1 rRNA gene is annotated in these 243 nt (G+C 58.0%); it reads left to right on the plus strand.

From position 1 onward, the window contains the following. Positions 1-153 precede the first annotated feature (153 nt). Positions 154-243 (plus strand): 23S ribosomal RNA (locus NQ038_RS15730); the annotation flags it as partial.

Raw genomic sequence — 243 nt, forward strand, 5'->3', positions numbered from 1 at the left:
GTGTGTGATTTTGTCGCCCAACCATGGGCTGGCTGGTGTCAGGCGTGAGTCTGGTGTCGGGTTGGCTGGTGTGGTTGGTGTGTGTGTTTCTTGTGTTATCCACCCCACCAGACGCTGGGTGGGAGGCCGGTTGGTCTTCTGCTGTGTGTGTTGTGGTGAGTGGTGAAGGGCGCATGGTGGATGCCTTGGCATCAGGAGCCGATGAAGGACGTTGTAACCTGCGATAAGCCTCGGGGAGTTGGT

Origin of the sequence: Brevibacterium sp. 50QC2O2, from assembly GCF_024580675.1 — a bacterium.
GTDB lineage: Bacteria > Actinomycetota > Actinomycetes > Actinomycetales > Brevibacteriaceae > Brevibacterium > Brevibacterium moorei.